Source organism: Vibrio eleionomae (assembly GCF_009874545.1).
GTDB lineage: Bacteria > Pseudomonadota > Gammaproteobacteria > Enterobacterales > Vibrionaceae > Vibrio > Vibrio nitrifigilis.
The window spans coordinates 1-17,981 of the sequence record NZ_WEKT01000032.1 but is presented as its reverse complement, the minus strand read 5'-3'; the positions used below and the strand labels follow the sequence as shown (position 1 = coordinate 17,981).

The window sequence follows — 17,981 nt, the reverse complement described above, 5'->3', positions numbered from 1 at the left end:
CAACCATATAGCAATAAGGTTTGCCTGGTTGCCTATGATTGGAGAGAAAAATAATGATTCAAGCCACAATACTCAATCGGTTAAACGAAATTCCAAGATTATCGAAAGTTTTGCAAGACTTACTCGACTTAGTCAATAAAGAAGAGATCGACTTTAAGTTATTGGCACAAAAAATGGAGTTGGATCAGTTACTAAGCGCACGTTTACTACGAATGGCTAACTCAGCTTACTTCGGTGGACAACGAGATGTTTCAACAATTAATGATGCACTGATTCGAGTTGGTATGGAGTCCGTAAGAACCTTAGTCGTTGCTTCAGTACTCTCAAATACGTTCTCAGATCTAGAGACACTTGATCTTGATACTTACTGGACCAATACATTTGAAACAGCCCTCATTACCAAAAAAATCGCAGAACAGATTGGTTTAGATACCAGTGAAGCTTTTACTACAGGTGTTTTGCATGATATAGGTGAACTGATTATTCACTCACTGATACCCGAACAAGCAAAACTCATTAGCGAGCGAGTGAAAGCCGGAGAATCAGCTCTGGCAGTGGAAGAAGAATTACTCGGCGTATCATCACCAAGACTTGGGGCAATGCTAGCTAAGAGCTGGAAATTCCCAGAAAATATGGTCGATGCAATCGAACATTTTGACTGCCCTGACAAAGCAAAGATTTCGTCTAAACTGGCGTTCACTTTGCATTTTTCTCGTGATATCCACCAAAATTGGGATGAGTTATTAGGAGAAAAACAAAAGATTATTTATATTGCTGAACACCAAGATGCCAAAGTACTTAATATACCGGCTTCCTTTGAAGAAAAAGTGTCTCGAATCAGAGGGAGTGGCAAGGAATTAGCTCAGCAAATGATCGCGGCCTAATTCTTACCCTTCAAATAGAGAAATCCCTCGCCAAGCGAGGGATTGTTTTTCATTCATATCGCCCCGACAGCAATACAAACTACGCAACATGCATCACTTCAGTCGATAAGAGACACAGTTCATCGATAAGCGCTTTAGTTTGGCGTGAATAAATTAATTTATCACTCCCACCCACCAATTGAATCAATTTGAGTTTACCCGATGCTACGGCTTGCACGAATACACTTATTACGGTTTGCAAATCGAGCGTTTTAGGGCCGTTAACACCATTACTTGGTACTAAAGAGGCTAGATCCACAGTTAGTACTACATGTTCAGAGCGATCAATGTAATCACTTAATTGGCTTTTAAGTTGGCTACGATATCCAAAGCCACTCTCTTCTGCAGTTAACCAATTGCATCCCATATCTTCTGCGTATTCAAAACGTTGGCTCGACTCGTGTTCTGGATCGACCCCGATACAAAACAATTGGGTGTTTGAATATCGTGACAATACGAAATGGTATGCGGATCCTAACTGTGGATCTAATGTTTGTTTCATTTCAAAGCTATTACCAATATGTACAAATCCAACCGACTCTTCGTTAGCCGTCAATATTGGCAAAGCATCAAGGATCAATTCATGACAATTAACCAGAGAAACAGGCACTGATTGCATTGTCATGTGTCTTAAAAGTAAATCTTGGTAACGGTAATCAGCTTCGTCGCGAAGAATCAAATGTCCACCATCACAATATTGTGTTGGTGACGTTTGTTGATACAGCCAATCAGACACTGATTCTAAGCTCTGTTGTGCAGATTCAAACTCTAGCAATGACATCGGTTTTACACGTTCACAAGCAGTTAGGAACGTGAACGGAGAAACATGAACTGGATGATGTCGATTCAAGCGATAGCGTTTGAACAAACCTAACATGATGAATATTACCTTTCTGGTGGCAACGCTCGCGCGGCCTGTAATACATGTAAAATGATACGCTGCTTGTGTGCTTCAACACGATGTGCTGGAGCCATCACTGATATTGCACCGATCAATTTACTCCCTTTCATTACTGGAGCACTGATGCCCGAGACCCCGGGATCAATTTCAGACGTGCTCACAGCATATCCATGCTGACGAATAACTTCGAACTCGGCTTGCCATTTATCTAATCGGCTATCTTCACCGAAATAACGAAGAATTTTTTCACACCTTTGTGAGGGTAAAAATGCCAGCATTACTTTAGAAGAGGCGCCACGAAGCAATGGTTGACTTTGACCCTGGACGTAGCTACAACGAAGCGCCTGCATACTTTCTTTTTGGCTCACACATAAAGCGCGATAACCAACTGGAACCATATAAGCCGCCATTTCTCCCGTTTGTTTTTGCAAACGAGTTAATACAGCATCGACATCTTCAAGACTGTGCTGACTCGTGCCATAACTGCGCATCAGCAATAATGCGGCAGGCCCAATGATCAACGTTTTGTCATGGGAACTTTCTTCAATTAAGTTCCACTCTTTCAATAACTTTAAATGTCGATAAAGACTACTTAACGGAACTTGCAATTGTTCGCTGAGAACTTTTGCAGGTACGGGCTCGTCATTCACAGCCACTTGCATCAACAACTGCAATGCTTTTTCATTAACGGGACTAGCCGCTGCTTTATTGGTTCCTTTCATGTTTTCTTTTTAGCCTTTATCGTTTTTCATCTCAAATCTATATTCTTATATATCGAGAATTTAATCCCAATTAAAGGATTGCATTATCAAATAGTGAGAATAAGAATAAAATTTTACAAATTTTCCATATATACGGCATTTTATTGGTAAAAAAGCCTTTTTATCGAATAAGATCACTAACAGGTGATGAATGTAGTATTCAGCTTATTGCTGTATAAATCCGAGAAGTGGTTGAGGAAGTGCGGTATAAACTATCGAGGCTTTTATCATTGGATAATAAAAGCCTCGAAAATGATCACTTGAGTGATAGTAGAAAATCACTTAACAAGTGATATCAACTATCCAAGTTTGAACATAGCGACTTTTTCTTTGATTGATTCAGACTGCTGATTCAGCGTATTTGCTTCAGCTAAACTGCCTTGAGCCCCCTCTACCAACAAATCCGTTACATCTTTTATAGAAGTAATGTTTTGAGTAATTTCACTGGTGACATGAGTCTGCTCTTCTGCCGCTGTTGCGATTTGTGTCGCCATATCACTGATGATAGCCACGGCTTGTTTAATCTCTTCTAGAGAACCCGCAGCCTTGTCAGCATCATCAACAGATCCAAGCGCTAACGTTTCACTGTTTTGCATAATTGCTACTGCTTGTGCAGTGCTCGTTTGTAATGTCGTAATAGTTTTATTAATCACATCAGTGGAGCTATGAGTACGTTGAGAAAGAATTCGAACCTCATCAGCTACCACGGCAAAGCCTCTGCCCTGCTCACCCGCCCGAGCGGCTTCTATCGCGGCATTAAGCGCCAATAAATTGGTTTGTTCCGCAATTTCTTGAATAGAATTTAAAACATTAGAAATCTCTTGTGAGTGCTTATCTAATTCAGCAATAACTCCACTCGCACGTTGTACTTCACTTGCTAACTCAGTAATTGATTGACGAGAATTAGCAACCAGTTCATAACCTTGATGAGTACTTTCTGTCGAATCTTGTGACGCTCGAGCAGTCTGCTCTGCATGTGCGGCAATTTCCTGAGTGGCCGAAGCCATTTCAGTAACAGCAGTAGCAACTAACGTAATCTCTTGCTGTTGCATAGCCAATTCAGAGGCCGTATCGTGAGCACGTTTCGAACCTTGGTCAGCTTGTTCAGATAACTGTTCAGCTTGGTGACGAATATTGCTAATTAGCTGTTGTAGGCTACCTACAAAGTGATTGAAGTTATTGGCTAATTCACCAATTTCATCTTGGTGTTCCACTTTAATGCGTAAAGTGAGATCACCATTACCCTCTGCAATTTGGGCAAGGGCTTTAGACACATTTTTAAGCGGTTTCAATAACGCATTACATAGCAGATTAAACAGCACCGCACAAAGAACCACGACAATAAGGGTCGCGAAAATTTGTTTCCATAAACCAGCGAATAATGGATCGACTAAAGAGTCTCGATCGACAACAATGACACTATGAAGACGAGTGCCTTTAATGGGTCGAGCGTACAACACCACATCCTCACCATTTACCGTTGTGCGAATATCGCGTTGTGACGTTGCACTATGTTTGATGTCATCATAGCTTAGCCCTAGTTTACTCACGCTCTGATTCAATAGTGATGTATCTGAGTGAGCAAACACATTACCTTGCGCATTAGCAATAAACATATAGCCATCGCCGGGCAATATAACTTGTTTCATCGTATTCAAGATATCGGTAATTTGCATATCCGCACCTAATACGACCATCTGCCCATGTAAAGTGATGGCTCGGCCTAAAGATACAACATTTGCCCCCGTTGCAGAGGCTACGGTTGGATTGTCCATATACACTTCACCAGGATTCGCTTTCGCGTTGCGATACCATCCCCAAATACGTGGATCATTATTATCTGGTGCCAATGTTGCATCATTCGCATTTTGTTGCGAACCATCTGGGTAAGCGAGAAAAACGTTATCAAAATCAGCCGATTTTTTAGCTTGAATGAGTTGATTTTTGACTTGATCTGAATCTACATCTGAAGAAATTGAAGTAAGAGAACGCTCTTTTGATTTGAGCCAATCCGTTACATATTGGTTATAAGAAGCCGCTGTACTTTGGAGGTTTTTTTCGACTTGTTGATCTAAATGCACTAACGACGCACGAAATGATAACACTTCAACAATCACTCCCCCAAGAATGATTGCAAGTCCCGCAGCCAAGGCTAGCTTGGTTCGCAATGAGGTTGTAGTAAACATGAGAATCCTATTCTGGAATGTCGTTATTATTATACCCAAATGACCTCAAGATGCAGGATTCAGAGCTTCATCAACGAGCCTAGGTCAAGCTCAATCACGGCAGGGTTGGTTATTCCCTTTCAACGTGATTGAGCGCAGAAATAGGTTTGTTGATGAGCTCCCAAAGGGCGAGTTGTATTCGCTCCTAGGCTGTGTTACTGATTTTCAACGTAGAATGACTATGTCTTCAAATCAATGCCTTGCCTAAGAGCGAATACATTCTCGCTGAAACAGCATCTTGAGGTTACTTGGGTATATTTCCCTTAGTAAGATACGTTTGGCAGCATGGACCACTACACCGTGCAATCACGTTGAAAGGGAGTCACCATTCCTTTCGTTATTGGACAGGGCTTGGACTCGTCTATATCACTTCAAATAGCAAAAAATCTTATCTAAGGATGAATTCATCTGGACAAGGATAAGACCCGGTTAACTTTATAGACAACTGAGTTGGGTTATAGCGTTACAGCAATTACGGCGCGGTTTCTCATCAATGAACAGATACAAGGCCGATTAAAAAGACCTATGCACTGTCAATTTTATTGAGCCATACAAAAAATTAATGAGACATAAGCAACAAAACACTGTAAACAAATGTGGATATGAATCAAAAAGGAGAGAGAACCTCTCCTTTTAGGCGGGATACTGTTAGCTAATACCCTATTCTAAATGAGATCATGATTTACGTGGCAGCCAGTTAGGCCAAGAGAGTTCATTCGTCGCGTAATAACTGATGCTACCCAAAGCACAAACCAACCCCATTGCTATATACAGTACCCAATAACCAACTCCAAATTGAGTAATCACATGCCAAACATTTTCCCCACTCAGAATTTTAAACGGAATATTGAAAATACCATTGACGTAATGGCTCAATACCTCTGATTGCAATAATGTCGGAGACAACCATTTAATTGCGTAGGCAATAATCAATAGTACCAGCAAAGGCGAACTAACCAGTTGAGACACTAACAACGTTAAGTACGCTGTGGGAATCAAAAACAAAGCGATAAGTAACATTTGGCCAAGAAACTCAATCCAAAAAGACCCGACTTGAACCAGACCAACTGGATTAACATTTCCCGTCATCATGCTACCGATAATCCACACAGCGAGATCAAAAACCACCACTAAACCTGAGCAAGTCAAGGGAATAACCACTAACCCAAAAATCAATTTGGCGATATGCGTTTGATGGCTAGATACCGGCATACTACGCCAGAACATGAAACTTCCTTCCAATCGCTCCTTACGCAGTGTTTTGGGGAAATACACGGTGGTCATAAGCAGAGATAATCCCCCCACCATCAATGCAACTATCACACTTGGGCCAGAGATATTGAGAAATGATAGATAATCATTCGAGCCATTGTATTGCATTGACCATTGGATATTGCCTGATGCCCCCACCCAAAGAAATAGCGCGATACTGGCGATACCAATCCACAATGGCGTTCTTGCGACTGACCGATTTTCAATCCACTCTCGATACAATAGAGCCATCATTGTTCTCATTTTTCTGCCTCCTTCTGTAAAGCAAGGAAGACATCAGCCAGTTTTACACTGTAAATGTTTCCTAATGATTGTACCTGCTGTTGATACTCAGATTTCAGTAACCAACGATACGTACCTAAACCAGGTTCACTCGCTAATGGATTCATCATTTGGATTTGGTCTGAATATTGATGGGCAGCATCAAGAATAAAGTAATCTTCTGTCACGCTTTCAAGCGAACTAGACATCACTGATCTCCCTTGTTTTAAAATCAGGACATCCGTTAATAAATGTTCTATTTCATCAACTTCATGGCTTGAGATAATAATAGAACGCTTACCGTCTCCAGCTTCAAACCATTCGAGAAGATGACGATAAAATGTATCTCGATACATCAGGTCTAAACCTAATGTTGGTTCATCAAGAATGAGAATTTGGCAGTTGGTTGCCATGACCAATGCGAGATGAAGTTGCACTTTCATCCCTTTTGAAAGCGCACCGATGCGAGTTTTGCTGTTAATGTCGGTCTTTGCTAAACGCTTATACGCGAAATTAGCATTGAAATCAGGGTTCACTCCAAGCATATATTTAATGATCTGTGCCACCGTCATCCAGTCAGGCAAACTATTTACATCAGATACATAAGCTAAGTGTCGCATCACTGCTGCATGATCGCGTATAGGCTCAAGGTCCATGACTCTAACTAGTCCTTCGTAGCGCAAAGAACCGAGCAAAGATTGAATAAGTGTCGATTTTCCCGCTCCATTATGCCCAAGTAACCCTAATATTTGACCGGGTTCTAAAGTAAATGAAACGTCTTTTAAAGCCTGTTTAGCAGAGACCTTATGGTACTGCTTTCCTAGGCCTTGAACTTGGATCAATGGCTTCATAACTGACGTGCCTCTAGCGCTTGTTTTAGCTGTTCTATAAATTCAGGTAACCCCATATCAATTTGCTCTAATGTATGGGCGATCTGTGGAAGTTCTTCGCGGATGAAAGCTTCTTTTTTCAATTTCAGCAGCCGTGACTTTGCACCACTAAGTACAAACATTCCCTGTCCACGACGCTTTTCTACTAAACACTCATCCACCAAGAGCTGATAACTTTTCATTACCGTTAGATGGTTAATTTTTAAATCTGTTGCCACTTTTCTTACCGAAGGTAATGCCGCCCCTTCTTGCCAAACATCGTCCACAATTTGTTGACGAATCGTTTCAGCTAACTGACGAAAAATGGGTTCTCTATCATGCCATTCCATTAAGAAATACACCTAGTATAGTGTTATACACATGTATAACACTATACTTCAATGAGGATTTTGGCAAACAAAAAATAATCACAAAAGATCAAAAGGTCTGAAAAAACCAAATCAAGATATACATTCCAATATTTGGCATCCCTGTTGAGATAAAAATAATTTAGTTTTGGTGATAGAAAATATGTATGAAATTTTGATGAAATTCATTCACTGTTTTCTGTTCTAGACTTGCTTATCAAAGCAATAGTCGGCATCCTTTTGAGCTTATACGCGTAAGCGATAAAAAGGATAAAACTAATGAATACATTCAAGGCATTACCATGTCTTTTGGCTATAGCTTTTGCTGCCTCTGCCTCTGCGAAAGTGACTCTTGAAGTTCCTAGTAGCGTTAACGTACTGGTCGTGGATGGTGCGAAACCACATGAATCAGGTAACTTTCTTTCTTCAACTAAAACCATCGAAGTGCCTAACGGAGAACATCAAGTAGTGTTCCGTTATCAAGCGGTTTTTTCTGAAGGGCAGGAACGTGTAAGTACTGAAAGTGATGCGATCATCGCTAAGTTCAAAGCAGATGACACCACACTAAAATTCGATATGCCTAAATACCGTGACGCGACTGAAGCGAAAAAGCATATTGATACGATGAAGTGGTCTTTGGTGGATGCTGATGGGAACGCGGTCAGTGTAAAACAAGACAAATTGATTAAAGAAGGGATGCAGATCGGTCGTAACTACCGTGATGAAATCAACCAATACAACATTCATGGTGGTGTTGCTGCGGTGTATGTTTCTCAACCTGCTCAACCGCGTATTAATTACAATACGACAACGCCAGCACCAGCACCAAAAGCAACGCCTGGCGATAATACTGCTGAGCAAATGCTGCATTTCTGGTATGACAAAGCAGATGCTCAAGCGCGAGCTCGCTTTAAAGAATACCTAAGCAAGCACTAATATTAGTTATACATTGAAATGAAAAGAGAGAGGCAACATCACCTCTCTCTTTTTAATGCGATCGTTCGTATTACCAAACCAATAAAGCAATACAGGTTAATAGCACGACACAAGCAATATTGAGATACATACCAACCCGCATCATTTCACGCTGTTTAATGTGTCCTGTACCAAAGACAATGGCATTGGGTGGCGTCGCTACTGGCAACATAAAGGCACAAGAAGCCGCCACTGCGATTAATACTGAAAGTAATGCAGGTGATACACCAAACGCTTCTGCAACCGTTGCAAAAACGGGTATCAGCAGTGCTGCGCTCGCCGTATTACTGGCAAACTCTGTCAGAAAAACAACAAACACAGAGATGATTAACACAATAAAGAAAATCCCCATGTGTGAAATCATGCCACTCAGTTCATTTGCTAAAAACACACTGGTACCAGTCTGCTTTAAAACGTTGCTCAAACAAATACCACCACCGAATAAAATCAGTACTCCCCAATCCGCGGTTTTTTCTATCTCTTTCCAGTGAACAACGCGCGCAAAACTGACCAGGATAATCGCACCAAGCGCAATAACCGTATCAAAACTTTTAATGCCGCCTAACATGCCATTAATAGGTTTACTGAAAATCCACATGAAAACGGTCAGAGCAAAAATCGCCAAAGTAACAACTTTACCTTTGTCCCATTCGATCGGTTTATGATTTAACTCAAACGTCCCAGATAGATCGGGCTTGGTCAGCCAATATAATATTGCAATCGCCATCGGCAACATGAGTACAGCTGTTGGCAGTCCGAACTTCATCCAATCAATAAAAGACATTCCTACTTCAGCGGCCGCAATCGCGTTAGGAGGGCTACCAACCAAAGTGGCGATTCCGCCTATACTGGCACTGTACGCAATACCTAACAGCACAAACACATAAGTTTTATGTCCTTGTTTACCATCAACTTTAGATAACACCCCTAAGACTAAAGGCAACATCATCGCGGCTGTCGCGGTGTTACTGATCCACATCGATAAAAAAGCGGTAACACCAAACAGCATGAGCACCGCCGCTTTTAATTTACCTTTAGCTAGCATTAATACTTTATCAGCAACGATTTGATCTAATCCTTGCTGATGCATCGCTGCTGCTAAAGCAAATCCGCCTAAAAATAAAAAGATGATGGAGTTAGAAAAGTTATTCAGCGCCGTTTGGGTGTTAAAGACATTAAAGGCAATAGCCAATACTGGAACCAAAATAGCGGTGATAGTGACGTGCAAAGCTTCGGTAAGCCATAACACGGCGATAAACACCAAAATACTTAGTCCAAGTGCAACGTTTCTTTCAAACGGTAATACATTGTATAGCAGAGCAAAAAGTAAAATATCGGCAATGACAATTAAGCTATTGCGACTGATTAACCATTCTCGGGTATTGGTAGGTAATGGGACACTGTCGTTTCTATTCATTATTATGCTTCCTTTTAGAGGAGGTTTTCACCTTCAATCGGGTAATAGGCTTTACCCAAATCGACGTTCCGTCCCCGACTTTATAGAATAAAAAGCATAAAATTTATGTTATCTTTATCAAATTAATAGCATAGATTTAACATCTAAATAACCATAAAAAGAGCTAACTATCAAATGGTTATTTATAAACGCATCAATAGTTCATTATTGTGTTACATTCATCTTACATAATCATCTAGATGCTTAACCCTCATTTTCTCTGCTAATAAGGTGAAAAGATTCTATAGAAAGAGTTCTCAGCTCGCAGAATCTATGAAAGAATCACAGCTTCTTTATATCTCACTTTTTACCAATCAAAGTCGACCGATGAATGTCCATTGACTGCGAATTTATACATTAGAAAGGATTCTAGATGTCCTCCTTCATAGACCAACTGGCCTTTTCTGTCTCTATCACAGGGCCAATTTGCCTAATGCTAGCGTTAGGCGTATTTTTCAAACGAATAGATCTAATTAACGAAAACTTTATCGATGTCGCGTCGAAAGTTGTCTTTAAAGTCACCCTTCCCGCTTTACTATTTTTGAGTATTGTTGAAGCCAAACACGATTTTGGTTCAAGCGTGGATTTTATCCTTTACGGTGTGGTAGCCAATATTGTTTTTTTCCTTTTTTCTACCATCACAACAAAACGCTTTTTCAGACGTGCTGAAGATCAAGGGGTCATTATCCAAGGTGGGTTCCGTTCTAACTCAGCCATTGTTGGGCTGGCTTATGTAGCGAATGCCTATGGTAACGAAGGGGTAGCTCTGGCCGCTATCTACGTCGCAGCAACGACCATGTTATATAATGTTCAGGCCGTTATTACCCTAACACCGAAAGGAGAGACAAACGGACTAGCTGCGTTGAAAACGATGCTGAATACCATGCGCAAAAATCCGTTAATTATTGCGATTGTAGCCGGCATGATCTGTTATTTCTTATCCATTCCGATCCCGGGAATTATCTCTCACGCAGGCCAATACTTCGCCAACATGACTTTACCACTAGCATTGTTATGTACTGGTGGCTCACTGGATCTAAAAGCGATGAATGCTGATAAAGGACCAACATGGTTTGCCAGCATGAATAAATTAATCTGGGCACCGATCTTTATTACGGCTGCTGCAATCTTGTTCGGCTTTTCTGGCCAACAGTTAGGGATTATTTTCTTGATGAGTGCTTCACCTGCTGCTGCTGCAAGTTATGTGATGGCAAGAGCAATGGGAGCGAATTACACGTTGGCAGCCAACATCATCGCAGTCACAACGGTATTTTCACTACTAAGTTGTACAATTGGCATATTTTTACTCTCAACATTCCATCTATTTTAGGACTAAGTAAAATATTTATTTGCATAGATTGATATCTATATGAATAAAATGTGCATCCATAAACAGATATGTACATTATTGATGTGCATATCTGTATTTATTTGCACCAAATAGATCCACAAAAAGTACGCAGTGTTTTATTTTAGTGCATGGTCATTTTTGTCGCGGTATATTCTACAGCGGCTGCTATACAGACTCAAATCTGGAACTCATTCATTTTCCAGCTTTTTTTCTTAAAAGCGTCGTCAAACTATCTATTTGATACGCAATTTCAGACATGGCACATCTATTGCAATTTTAAGTAGGTAACCTGATGAATTTTCTTACTATTAAATTCATCAATTCGGCTCTCAAGCTCAAAATAACAACATTAAGAGCCCGTGTTAGATTAACAGGATCGTAGAAATGCAAGGAAGTGACTCTCATGCCCCTCTAAAGCGGGGGTTAAAAAACCGCCATATCCAATTAATAGCCCTTGGTGGTGCCATCGGGACCGGATTATTCTTAGGTATTGCACAAACTATTAAAACAGCTGGCCCTGCAGTTTTATTAGGCTACGCGATAGCGGGCCTTATCGCCTTTTTTATTATGCGCCAGCTAGGAGAAATGGTGGTAGAAGAGCCAGTAGCAGGCACTTTTAGCCACTTTGCAGGTAAATATTGGCATGATTTTGCAGGGTTCTTATCTGGGTGGAACTACTGGGTTCTCTATATTTTGGTAGGCATGGCTGAACTTACCGCGATTGGTATCTATGTCCAATATTGGTGGCCAGATATCCCAACTTGGGTTTCTGCCCTCGTCTTCTTTGTGGTAATCAATGCCATTAACCTAACTAACGTTAAAATGTTTGGTGAATTGGAATTTTGGTTCTCTATTATCAAAGTCGCTGCAATTGTCGGCATGATTGCTTATGGTGCTTACATTCTTATTGTCGGCGATGGCGGTACATCAACTATTGCTAACTTATGGCAAAATGGCGGTTTCTTCCCAAATGGGATTGATGGCTTAACCATGGCAATGGCTGCGATTATGTTCTCTTTTGGCGGCTTAGAGCTGATCGGTATTACCGCAGCAGAAGCAGAGCATCCAGAACGCAGTATTCCTCGTGCAACCAATCAGGTTATCTATCGTATCCTAATTTTTTATATTGGTTCGTTAGTCGTTCTTCTTTCTCTTTACCCATGGCAAAAAGTCGCAGAAGGTGGCAGCCCGTTTGTAATGATTTTCCATGCATTAAATAGTGATTGGGTTGCTAACGTACTTAACGTCATTATTCTAACTGCTGCACTTTCGGTATATAACAGCTGTGTTTACAGTAACAGCCGCATGATGTATGGCTTAGCGAAACAAGGTAATGCACCAAAAGCGATGCTTAAAGTAAATCGCCGCGGTGTCCCTTTGGCGGCCCTTACTGTGTCTGCCCTTTCCACAGGGTGTTGTGTATTGATCAACTACTTTATGCCTTCTCAAGCCTTTGGCTTCTTAATGGCTCTGGTTGTTTCTGCATTAGTACTGAACTGGATCGTTATTACTATTACCCATATGAAGTTTAAACTCGCTAAAATCAAAGCACGCGAAAAGACTCAATATCCTTCATGGGGTTATCCAATCACTAACTGGTTATGCCTGTTCTTCTTAGCGGGTGTATTAGTGATTATGTATATGACGCCAGGAATGCGTACTTCAGTATACTTACTTCCGGTATGGATTGTGGCCATGGCCGTTGCTTATTACGCCAAACGCAAACGCTCAACCAATAGCGAACCAGTAGAATTAGCTGAGCAGTTGTAATCCAAACAACACCAATGCCAAACGCCGTGGATTTTGATATTCACGGCGTTTTTGTTTGTTAGGCTAACTTGGGCAACCATAATGCTATTTGTGGCGCAAGACAGATAATTAATGCAGCGGTGCACATTAATAGAAAAAAGGGGAAAGAAGCCTTTGCAACATCACCTATTTTTTCTCCCGTTAATCCTTGTAATACAAACAGATTAAAGCCAACCGGCGGCGTAATTTGTCCAAGTTCCACCATGATAACTAAGAAAACACCGAACCACAGTGGATCAAACCCAGCTTGAACTATGATAGGTAATGTGATGGGCAAGCTCATAACCGTGATAGAGATTCCATCTAAAAATAATCCAAGAACGACATAAAACAGGGCTAGAGCAATTAATAACATGGCGGGAGAGAAATGCTCTTTCGCGATCCAACGGGCCAATTCGGAAGGAAGGTGCAAATAGCCCATCGCAGTAGAAAGCATCGCCGCACTCACCATAATACTGCATACCATGGTAGAACTTTGCAGTGTGGAAATAAGAGAATTGACGAGAACTTCTTTGGTTAATTGCCTTTCTATCGCCAATAAAATTAATGTCGCGAATACACCAACAGCCGCAGCTTCCGATGGCGTAGCAATGCCCGAATAGATTGCGCCTAATACAATGGTAATTAATCCAATAATGGGCAATAGGTAGCGAAAACTTCGAGCAAAAGTGACATCACATTGAGTTTCTTTCGGGGCGCAATGAGGTTTTATCGTCGCGTGAATCATCAGATATCCCGAATAAAGTAATGCGATTAGAACGCCAGGTAAGATACCCGCCATAAATAACTTATTAATTGAAACTTCAGCTTGTATCCCATAGACAATCATTACGATCGAGGGAGGAATCAATAAACCTAAACTGCCAGCCCCCGCTAACGATCCAATCGAAAGCTGCCGATCATACCCTCTCTGTTTTAGCTCCGAGGTTGTGATTTTGCCAATAGTCGCGGTTGTCGCAGAACTTGAACCACTGACTGCGGCAAATAGTGCGCAACCAACTACATTGGTGTGTAAGATTCCGCCAGGCACTATTCGCGTCCATGGCTCTAAACCTTTGAAGAGTCGATTGGAAATATCTGATCGAAAAATCAGCTCTCCCATCCAAATAAACAATGGGATGGCAGCGAGTTCCCATGAGTTTCCCGCTCGAAATAAGATTCGACTCAAAATTAAACCGACACGCTCAATCGGCATTCCAGCAAACACAACCAACGAAAAGCATGCAACAATAGCGAGCCCAGCAAAGACCCAGATACCAGAGGCTAGCACCACAAACAAAACAGCGATCACTCCCATTGAGGTAAAAAGAATATCCATGTTAGTGAGCTCCAGAGTTGGCAGGCTGATGATAAATAACGAGTGAAAGAGATCGAGTGATCAAAGTGAGACAAAGAATGGATATACCAACCAAAACCAATCCTTGTGGTACCCATAATGGTGTTGCTGCTAGAGATTGACTGGTGGTACCTCTTAAAAAGTTACGCGATACGGTTGACCACCAAATAGTATCTATCCAACAAAAGAATACTGTGGCTAGGGATGACGTTATAAAATCTAATATCCAACGATGCGTTTTAGGAAGCCGGTCTAAAACAAAACTCACTCTAATTAATTGCTCATGTTCTAAACTGTAGCCGAGTGCAAGAAACGTCAGTGTAGCCACAGCATACCCGACGAACTCATCTAACACATAAGTTGAAGAACCCAATAGACGTAGTGTAATTTCAAGAAGAATATGGCAAAGAATATACACAACCAATAAGCTAGCGATCGCTATGGCTAATCTATTTATTCCCCGTGTAATACGAAGTAATATTTTCATCATAACCACCTATTGTTTGCGTTGATTAAATTCCTCGATGATAGATTTGCCTCTGGAGCCTGATTCTTGTAACCAAGATTCTAACGTTGGCTTAGCGGCTTTTTGCAAATAGGAGATAAAACTTGTCGGCAAATTGGTAAAAATAGTCACTTTATTATGTTTAAGTTGTTGATAGTTATCCTTAACTCGAGTGCGTACTGTCTTCCAATTATGTTCATCGGTAAGTTTTGCAGCAGTGATTAACGCTTTTTTGTCTTGCTCGTCTAGACGGTCGAAATCGTCTTTATTCATATGAACCATGTTCAAAGGAATCGCATATTGAATAGCACTGTAATGAGTTAAATGCTCCCAAAATTGGGCGCTAGCGCCAGCATCTGCCGACGTTAATACGGCATCAATTCCACCTGTAGAAAGTTGTGGCACAACATCAGCCCAAGAGAGGTTTACCGGTGCTGCCTGTGCATTTTTAAATGTTAACGTGCCATTTTTATCGTACGTTCTGATTTTTAACCCTTGCAGCGCTTGTATGGTATTGACGGGTTTTCTTGACCAGATCCCGCTAGCTGGCCAAGGAGAAGCGTAGAGCAGTAGTTCGTTATTATTGGAGAAAACCTTTTGGTAATAGGGCATTGCAATGTGGTATAGCAGCTCAGCTTGGTCTTCATTGGTGACAAGAAACGGCAGTGAAGACAATAAAAATATTGGATCGATCCCTGCCATACTTCCTGCCAATGTATCCGCTAAAGGTACAGCGCCATCAGAGACAGCGTAAAAATGATCGGCCGATTTAAATCCTAGAGATCCTCCAGTGTGAAGAGTGATATTAACATTACCATTCGTCAGCTTTTTAACTTGCTCAATAAAAAAAGTATCACCCTGAGCATGAATTGATTGGGCATTATATTCCGTTGAAAAATCGAGACTTACTGCGGCATAAACGCTAGTTGTAACACTGCAAGCAAGAAGGACTATTGAGATTAATTGTTTAACAAACATCCGTGTTTTCCTTTTATATGTATTTCTCAACAATCATATAAAAGGAATAGACGAGAAGAACTGCCTAATAACGACATACTTTTAATATATAACGACGCAAATGAAACTGATTAATTTAATGTAATGACTAGAATAGTTATTAATATCTATCTTCACGTCAATTATCATTCACTTTCTATATTTTAAGTAGGAAAATTAAATATTAATACATTATATCATTAGTAGTTCACAATATATTGCAAGGAGGCATTATGTCTACTAAAACAGAAGATATATCAAACAATAACATCGCTCGGCCCAGTTTATTTATTGCCCTATTGCCGATTTTATTTACTTTAGGACTTTTGGGAGTTCAACTCTTTTATTTCGATGATTTTACTCCTCATACGCCCATAGCGATTGGTTTAGTATTTACCTGTGTGCTTGCTTGGTTTAGAGGCTATCGTTGGCAACAACTGGAACACGGTCTATTCCATGTGATTAAAGTTGCCATACCTGTTGTACTGATAATCATGATTATCGGCATGATTATTGGAACCTGGATCGCCAGTGGAACGGTTCCGATGCTCATATATTATGGCTTTGATGTACTGACACCACAGATATTTTTAGCGGCGGCTATGGTTTTATGCTCGGTTATCTCAGTCTCGGAACATCATGGACAACAGCAGCCACTGTCGGGTTAGCACTAATGGAAGTAGGTAATGGATTTGGTATTCCGATGTATTGGACTGCAGGGGCTATTGTTTCTGGTGCATTTTTTGGCGACAAGATGTCGCCACTTTCTGATACCACCAATCTGGCACCAGCCGTTACCGGAACGTCACTCTTCGCCCATATTAAGAACATGTTACCCACGACTGTTCCCGCAATGGTTATCGCATTCTGTGTATCTTTTTGTCGGTTTTCACCTCATTGATGGGCAACATGTTGATTTAATCAAAATACATGCGTTAAGCACGACACTCACCAGCCATTTTAGCTTTAACCCTATCGTACTTTCTCCAGTCTTGATTGTGCTTGTTCTCGCTTTAAAGAAAATGCCAGCGATCCCAACACTGATGCTTTCTGTTTTAGTCAGTATGCTGATTGCAATGGTCGTTCAAGGAGCGAGCTTCCATGATGTGATGAGTTATTTGCAAAGTGGATTCAGTATCAATTCTGGACAAGCCAGTACTGATGCCTTACTTAATCGTGGTGGCATCCAATCGATGACGTGGATTTTAACCCTTATTCTTATCACCTTAGCTTTTGGGGGTGTATTAGAGCAAACCCGCTGTTTGGAAACGATTATTTTATATATTTTAACGAAAGTTCGTTCGATCTTTGGTCTGCAAGTAGCATCAACGTGCACCGCATTAGGCACCAATATCATTGCTGGCGATCCGTACCTTTCGATTGCATTACCGGGACGAATGTATAGCCAAGCGTATCGAGGAATGGGTTACTCTACTTTGTGTTTATCACGGTCGATTGAAGAAGGGGGAACCTTGCTTTCTCCCTTAATTCCTTGGAATGCAGGGGGAGCGTTTGTTATACATGCTCTAGGGTTAGGGATAGCGGCAGGACACACAGAGAACCTACTTTATATTGTATGTAGCATCTCTTGTTGGTTATCCCCGCTGCTCGGTTTTGCTTATGCCGCATTAGGAAAATTCGTACCGAAAGCAACCAGCGAGGAAAGGAAACAATGGCAAGATAACAACGAAATTGTATTACGCGCTGAACATACAAGACCTTTCCATCAAGTCACATCTAACTAGGCCTTTGTTTTTCAGTGCGACCACTTCTTTTTATGCCTGTAGACATAAAAAACCCCAATAATTGGTACATCCAATTATTGGCAGGGCAAAAGCATGAAGGTGCCCATCATTAAAGGGCTGCGAGAACCTTCTCTAAATACGCTTCACTCATTCCGGCCATCTTCCTTTTGCGTTTTACTCCACCTTTGAACGTTTTTTCATTCGATATCAGTGATACACACATGTGGC

At 41.0% G+C, this 17,981-nt stretch carries 15 protein-coding genes and 1 pseudogene; 6 read left to right on the top strand and 10 right to left on the bottom strand.

All coding sequences use genetic code 11. From position 1 onward, the window contains the following. Positions 1–53 precede the first annotated feature (53 nt). Positions 54–884, top strand: a complete 831-nt coding sequence (locus F9817_RS15415; protein ID WP_161157059.1) for an HDOD domain-containing protein — start codon at positions 54–56, stop codon at positions 882–884. Between the two features lie 79 nt (positions 885–963). On the opposite strand, the gene F9817_RS15410 is transcribed toward F9817_RS15415, so the two are convergent. From F9817_RS15410 to F9817_RS15385, 6 genes are all read right to left on the bottom strand, one after another. Next, positions 964–1,800: an arginase gene (locus tag F9817_RS15410; RefSeq protein WP_161157058.1), complete on the bottom strand. Its 837-nt coding sequence runs from the start codon at positions 1,798–1,800 to the stop codon at positions 964–966. Between the two features lie 8 nt (positions 1,801–1,808). Next, complete coding sequence (locus F9817_RS15405) at positions 1,809–2,546, bottom strand: IclR family transcriptional regulator (protein WP_161157057.1); 738 nt, start codon at positions 2,544–2,546, stop codon at positions 1,809–1,811. Positions 2,547–2,884: 338 nt separating this feature from the next. Beyond that, a complete protein-coding gene (locus F9817_RS15400) occupies positions 2,885–4,771 on the bottom strand; it encodes a methyl-accepting chemotaxis protein (RefSeq protein WP_161157056.1) in 1,887 nt (628 codons plus the stop codon). Between the two features lie 714 nt (positions 4,772–5,485). Next, complete coding sequence (locus tag F9817_RS15395; RefSeq protein WP_161157055.1) at positions 5,486–6,325, bottom strand: hypothetical protein; 840 nt, start codon at positions 6,323–6,325, stop codon at positions 5,486–5,488. Next, positions 6,322–7,194 carry an ABC transporter ATP-binding protein gene (locus tag F9817_RS15390; protein ID WP_161157054.1) on the bottom strand — a complete coding sequence of 291 codons (873 nt, stop codon included), beginning with the start codon at positions 7,192–7,194 and terminating at the stop codon, positions 6,322–6,324. Before F9817_RS15390 ends, F9817_RS15395 begins: the two co-directional genes overlap by 4 nt. Continuing rightward, complete coding sequence (locus F9817_RS15385; RefSeq protein ID WP_161157053.1) at positions 7,191–7,562, bottom strand: GntR family transcriptional regulator; 372 nt, start codon at positions 7,560–7,562, stop codon at positions 7,191–7,193. The genes F9817_RS15390 and F9817_RS15385 overlap by 4 nt, the downstream gene beginning before the upstream one ends. Before the next feature lie 297 nt (positions 7,563–7,859). Between F9817_RS15385 and F9817_RS15380 the strand changes: the two genes are divergently transcribed. Then, a complete protein-coding gene (locus F9817_RS15380) occupies positions 7,860–8,516 on the top strand; it encodes a DUF2057 family protein (protein WP_161157052.1) in 657 nt (218 codons plus the stop codon). A 70-nt stretch (positions 8,517–8,586) separates the two neighbouring features. Here the strand turns inward: F9817_RS15380 and F9817_RS15375 are convergent, their stop codons facing one another. Further along, positions 8,587–9,972 (bottom strand): SLC13 family permease, encoded by a 1,386-nt coding sequence (locus F9817_RS15375; RefSeq protein ID WP_161157051.1) that lies wholly within the window; start codon positions 9,970–9,972, stop codon positions 8,587–8,589. Between the two features lie 412 nt (positions 9,973–10,384). Here F9817_RS15375 and F9817_RS15370 point away from each other — a divergent pair, with 412 nt between their 5' ends. Further along, positions 10,385–11,341 (top strand): AEC family transporter, encoded by a 957-nt coding sequence (locus F9817_RS15370; protein WP_161157050.1) that lies wholly within the window; start codon positions 10,385–10,387, stop codon positions 11,339–11,341. A gap of 405 nt (positions 11,342–11,746) precedes the next feature. Further along, a complete protein-coding gene (locus F9817_RS15365) occupies positions 11,747–13,132 on the top strand; it encodes an amino acid permease (protein WP_161157049.1) in 1,386 nt (461 codons plus the stop codon). Between the two features lie 58 nt (positions 13,133–13,190). On the opposite strand, the gene F9817_RS15360 is transcribed toward F9817_RS15365, so the two are convergent. From F9817_RS15360 to F9817_RS15350, 3 genes are read right to left on the bottom strand one after another with little or no spacing between them, the layout of a single operon-like run. Then, positions 13,191–14,489, bottom strand: coding sequence for a TRAP transporter large permease (locus F9817_RS15360; RefSeq protein WP_161157048.1), 1,299 nt, complete (start codon positions 14,487–14,489; stop codon positions 13,191–13,193). A 1-nt stretch (position 14,490) separates the two neighbouring features. Continuing rightward, positions 14,491–14,997: a TRAP transporter small permease subunit gene (locus tag F9817_RS15355; RefSeq protein ID WP_237476265.1), complete on the bottom strand. Its 507-nt coding sequence runs from the start codon at positions 14,995–14,997 to the stop codon at positions 14,491–14,493. Positions 14,998–15,003: 6 nt separating this feature from the next. Then, positions 15,004–15,990 (bottom strand): TRAP transporter substrate-binding protein, encoded by a 987-nt coding sequence (locus F9817_RS15350; RefSeq protein ID WP_161157047.1) that lies wholly within the window; start codon positions 15,988–15,990, stop codon positions 15,004–15,006. A gap of 251 nt (positions 15,991–16,241) precedes the next feature. On the opposite strand from F9817_RS15350, the gene F9817_RS23865 reads away from it, so the two are divergent. Both F9817_RS23865 and F9817_RS23855 read left to right on the top strand, forming a co-directional pair. Beyond that, entirely contained in the window at positions 16,242–16,676 is a 435-nt protein-coding gene (locus tag F9817_RS23865) for a Na+/H+ antiporter NhaC family protein (RefSeq protein ID WP_202436482.1), read from the top strand. Beyond that, positions 16,619–17,753, top strand: a pseudogene (locus F9817_RS23855) (Na+/H+ antiporter NhaC family protein). The gene F9817_RS23865 and the pseudogene F9817_RS23855 overlap by 58 nt, the downstream one beginning before the upstream one ends. Positions 17,754–17,981: the final 228 nt, after the last annotated feature.